General features: G+C 70.8%; 4 protein-coding genes. 3 read left to right on the forward strand and 1 reads right to left on the reverse strand.

All coding sequences use genetic code 11. The features are described from left to right. Positions 1-950, reverse strand: a 950-nt coding sequence (locus Q1N79_RS11300) for a cytochrome b N-terminal domain-containing protein (protein ID WP_300607981.1), incomplete at its 3' end; no start/stop codon positions are given. A 154-nt stretch (positions 951-1104) separates the two neighbouring features. Between Q1N79_RS11300 and Q1N79_RS11305 the strand changes: the two genes are divergently transcribed. The 3 genes from Q1N79_RS11305 to Q1N79_RS11315 all read left to right on the forward strand — a co-directional run bounded on the left by Q1N79_RS11305 (position 1105) and on the right by Q1N79_RS11315 (position 4280). Further along, positions 1105-1524, forward strand: coding sequence for a pyridoxamine 5'-phosphate oxidase family protein (locus Q1N79_RS11305; RefSeq protein ID WP_300607984.1), 420 nt, complete (start codon positions 1105-1107; stop codon positions 1522-1524). A gap of 104 nt (positions 1525-1628) precedes the next feature. Next, positions 1629-2633: a rod shape-determining protein gene (locus Q1N79_RS11310; protein ID WP_300607987.1), complete on the forward strand. Its 1005-nt coding sequence runs from the start codon at positions 1629-1631 to the stop codon at positions 2631-2633. Positions 2634-2684: 51 nt separating this feature from the next. Beyond that, complete coding sequence (locus Q1N79_RS11315) at positions 2685-4280, forward strand: DHA2 family efflux MFS transporter permease subunit (protein ID WP_300607990.1); 1596 nt, start codon at positions 2685-2687, stop codon at positions 4278-4280. The last annotated feature ends 299 nt before the right edge of the window (positions 4281-4579 follow it).

Genomic DNA, 4579 nt, shown 5'->3' on the forward strand with positions numbered 1-4579 from the left:
GCGGTCAGCGCGGCCCGCCAGGCGCGCGGCCCGCCCGCCAGCCTCAACCGCGGCACGTGCGTCCGCCCAGGGGCCGCTGGCAGCGGGTGGCTCACGCCGCGGACCCGCACGATCAGCACGTGCGCGCCGACCAGCGCGATGAGCATGATCGGGATGAGCACCACGTGCCACAGCAGCATCTGACCGAAGTTCATCAAGTTGAAGAACGCGCCCACCCCCGCGGCGTTGAACGCGTCCTTGCCGTTGGTCGAGATCCACTGCGAGTCGAAGTTCTGCTGCGACAGGTAACCGGTGAAGCACTCGACGATCGAGGCGAGAAACGCGACCACGCCGGTTATCCAGGTCAGCGCCCGGCGCCCCCGCCAGGCGGCCATCCAGAATTTGCCCCACAGGTGGATGACCAGCAAGGCCATGAAGAGCTCGACGCTCCACAGGTGCAGGCTGTTGAAGAAGTGGCCGACCGGGTTGGTGTGCCACCAGTCGGTGCCGCCCAGGGCGAGTGCGAGGCCGCTTACGATCGCCATGCCGAGCGCGGCCAGCGACGCCACGCCGAACACGTACACCCAGGAGGCGACGTAGCCGGGCTGGCGGTCGGGAAGCAGCTTGTGCGGCGGCAGCGTGGCCAGCGCGGCCCGCCGCACCCGGGCCGTCCACATCCTGCCGTCCGCTTCATCGCCGAGATCGGCTTCAGGCGCGCCTGGCGCGGCGGCGACGGCGGAGCCGTGCCCCGGATCGCCGGGGGCGTCCGGTGCCCTGGCGTCCGCCGCGGCACCGGCATGGTGCCGGCCGGGGAACGGCAGCAGCAGCGCGGCGCCGAAGATCACCACCATGACCGCGATCAGCACCAGGTTGGCCACGGAAACCGTGAAGATCGACCAGTGCAGGTAGGTACCAGGGGAATCGAGGTTTATGGCCAGCGGTTCGTGGCCGGGTAGCGCAAGCGTGCTCATCGCCGTTCTCCTGCCCTGGCGGAGGAGCGTTTACCGCTTAACCTCGGTCCCCAGGGGCCGGGCATCCAGGGATGGGAGTCACTGCTGCGCGGGACGTTGGTCCCGTGCGCCGCCGCACGCAGCGGGCACGAGCCAGCGTGGTACAACAACCCGTATGGAACCGATTCTTGAGGACCTGACCGAAGCCCAGTCGCTGCACCTCATCGAGCAAGCCGAGATCGGGCGGATCGGCTTCTCCGGTCGGTACGGTCCTGTCGTGCTGCCGGTGAACTACAAGGTCGTGGACGGGTCGGTGGTGTTTCGCACGGCGGTCGGCAGCCCGCTTGGCGAAGACCTGCGCACCGGGATCGCCGACGCCGAGTACAAGGTCGCCTTCGAAATCGACGAGATCGACTCCGGGTCCCGTACTGGCTGGTCCGTCATGATCCAGGGGGCGGCGCACCACGTGGATGACGAGCAGGAGCGCGCCGCGTTGCGCACGGTCGGCATCGTGCCGTGGGCGGGCGGTGAGCGGGAGCACTTCGTCAGAATCAACCCCACGGTGATCTCCGGCAGGCGCATCCGCCGCGCCTGATCGATCACTCTGTCACACGTGGCAGTGCGCGGGATGCGCTGAACGTACTGTTATACCCGGACAATGCGTACATCCCTCATGTGACGGGACAGAGGTGAGCAACGATGCGCATCCGGGGTAGCGTGGCGATCGACCTGGGCACGGTCAACACGCTTGTCTGGGTCGCAGGCCGCGGGCTGGTGCTAGAAGAACCGTCCGCGATCGCCGTCGACTCCGCTACCGGCGCGGTCGAGGCCATCGGCACCGCCGCCGACGTGCTGGCGGAAAAGGAACCGCAGGACATCAGGGTCATCTACCCGCTGCGCGACGGCGTGATCGCCGACCTGGACGCCACCGTGGAGATGCTCTACGCGTTCTTGCGGAAGGCGCGCCCGCGGGGCGGCCCGTTGCGCCCGCGGGCGCTGGTGTGCGTGCCCAGCGGCGCCACGTGGGTGGAGCGCCGCTCGGTCGCCGCCGCGCTCAGCGCGCGGCGTCCCCGCTACGCGGTGCAGCTGATCGACGAGCCGGTCGCGGCCGCCGCCGGGGCCGGCCTGGACCTGAGCGCCGGGGCGGGCGGATTCGTCGTGGACATCGGCGGCGGCACCACGGAGGTGGCGGCCGTCGCGGGCTGGCGGGTCGTGCGGGCGCAGTCGCTGCGGATGGCGGGCAACGCGATGGACGAGGCGATCGTGAACGCCGCGCGCAGCGAACTCGGCCTGATTCTCAGCCAGCGCGCGGCGCGGCAGCTCAAGACCACGCTCGGCCTGACCGGCGGCCCGGACGGCTGGGCGGAGGTGGTCGGCATCGACGCGGCCCGCCGCACGCCACGGGTTGACCGGGTGGCCGCCGACCTCGTGGCGAGCGCGCTTGAGCCGACCGTCGCCGCGATCGCCAGGTCGGTGCAGGAGGTCTTGTCGGATATCCCGTCGGGCCTGGCGGAGGACGTGGTGCGAGGGAAGGTCAGGCTGGCCGGGGGCGGTGCCCTGCTCCCTGGCATGGCCAGCCGGATCGAGGCGATCGCGGAGATCGGCGCGCTCGTGGTCGAAGACCCGCTCCGCTGCGTGATCCGCGGCGCCGCGGTCATGCTGGACAGCCGCGGCGATTCCGGCGTTCCCGGCCTGCGCTCCTAACAGGGACTTCTTCCCCTACCGGAACGGGACTGCCGCGGGTGGTCTGGAGTCATGACCACTCACATCCACAAGATTCCGCCGGCACCGGCGCAGCGGCCGGCCCCGCTGCCAGCGCGGTGGGTCGCGCTCGCGGTGCTGTGCGTGACGCTGCTGATGGTCACCCTGGACGTCACCGTGCTGAACGTGGCGCTGCCCACCATCGTGCGTGACCTGAACGCGACGACCACCGAATTGCAGTGGATCGTCGACGCGTACGTCATCGTCTTCGCCGGGCTGTTGCTGTCCGTGGGCAGCCTCGCCGACCGGATCGGCAGGAAGAAGGTGTTCCTCGCCGGCCTGCTGGCGTTCGCCGCCGGATCGACCTGGGCAGCCTTTTCCGGCTCGGTGGGGATGCTGATCGCGGCGCGGGCCGCCATGGGCGTCGGCGGTGCCTTCATGATGCCGTCCACGCTGTCGCTGATCACCAGCATCTTCACCGACACGGCCGAGCGCCGCCGGGCCATCGGCCTGTGGGCAGCCACCACGGGCGTGGGGATCGCGCTCGGCCCGATCGTCGGCGGCCTGCTGCTTTCCCGCTTCTGGTGGGGCTCGGTGTTCCTGATCAACGTGCCCATAGCGGTGATCGGCTTCGCGTGCGCGATCCCGCTGATCCCCGACTCGCGTAACGTGGCCGCCCAGGCGCCCGACCTGGCCGGGGCGGCGCTGTCGATCGCCGGCTTCGGGCTGCTGCTGTGGGCGCTGATCGAGGCGCCGGTGCGCGGGTGGACGTCGGTGCGGGTGCTCGCCGCCGGGATTGGCAGCCTCGCGGTGCTCGCGCTGTTCGTGCTGTGGGAGTCCCGCTGCACGCACCCCATGCTGAACCTGCGGTTCTTCAGGAAGCGCGAGCTGTCCGGGGCGGTCACCTCGGTGGCGCTCGCCACGTTCGGCATGTACGGGGCGCTGTTCGTGCTCACCCAGTGGCTTCAGTTCAGCCTCGGCTACTCCGCGCTGAGGGCAGGCCTGTGCATCCTGCCCGCGGCCGGCGCGATCGCGGTGATCGCGCCGCTGTCCACCCTCGGCATGCGGCTGGTCGGCATCAGGCACACGATCGCCGCGGGGCTGCTGATCATCGCCGGCTCGTTCTGGCAGATCTCCACCGCGACGGTCACCTCCGGCTACAGCGGCATCGTCCTCGGCGTCGTGCTCCTCGGGGTCGGCGCCGGGCTGGTCATCCCGGCCGCCACCGAGTCGGTCATGGGCTCGCTGCCCGGCGGCGACACCGGTGTGGGTTCGGCCACCAACGGCACGTTCCTGCAGATCGGCGGGGCGCTCGGGGTAGCGGTGATCGGCAGCCTGCTGAACACCAGGTACACCAACGACATGACCGCGGCGCTGACCCCGTACCACGTGCCCGCCCAGGTCATGTCCACTGTGCGCGGCTCGCTAGGCGGCGCACTGGAGGTAGCGGCGCGGGTCGGCGGCGCACTCGGCGCCGACCTGGCCGAGGTCGCGCGGCAGGCGTTCGTCAGCGGCATGGACCTGGGCCTGGCCACGGGCGCGTTCGTAGCACTAGGCGGCTGCCTGATCGCTCTCCTAGTCCTTCCTGGCCGCACCCACCGGGGTCGCGGCCACCGACCCGCACACACCCCGAAGCAGGTGCGCCGTTAACCCGCCCCCGGCCGGTTCCGGTGGTCGCCCAACCGGCCCAGCCAACACCGAGCCGCAGCCTCCCCGGGGCAGGTGCGCCGTCAAGGCGCAGCCGGGGGGTTCCCGGGGGGTCGCCCCCCCGGACAAGCATGGAAGACGCGGCCGGCCCCAGCGCGTTTACTCATTACCGGCCTGGCTAGCGGGCATAGGCTGGGGTAGGACAACGAAGGACAGATGTGACCGGGACAGCGCCCGAGTGGCGGAAGGGGCATCCTCAGATGAGCAAGCAGGCCACGCCGCCGCCGCCGGGCGACAAGCCG

The organism is Trebonia sp., assembly GCF_030042015.1.
Lineage (GTDB): Bacteria > Actinomycetota > Actinomycetes > Streptosporangiales > Streptosporangiaceae > Trebonia.

Excerpts from the sequence above, each read along its gene's own strand:
- Q1N79_RS11305 (WP_300607984.1), top strand. The coding sequence starts at position 1,105 with ATGGAACCGATTCTTGAGGACCTGACCGAAGCCCAGTCGCTGCACCTC.
- Q1N79_RS11310 (WP_300607987.1), top strand. The coding sequence starts at position 1,629 with ATGCGCATCCGGGGTAGCGTGGCGATCGACCTGGGCACGGTCAACACG.
- Q1N79_RS11315 (WP_300607990.1), top strand. The coding sequence starts at position 2,685 with ATGACCACTCACATCCACAAGATTCCGCCGGCACCGGCGCAGCGGCCG.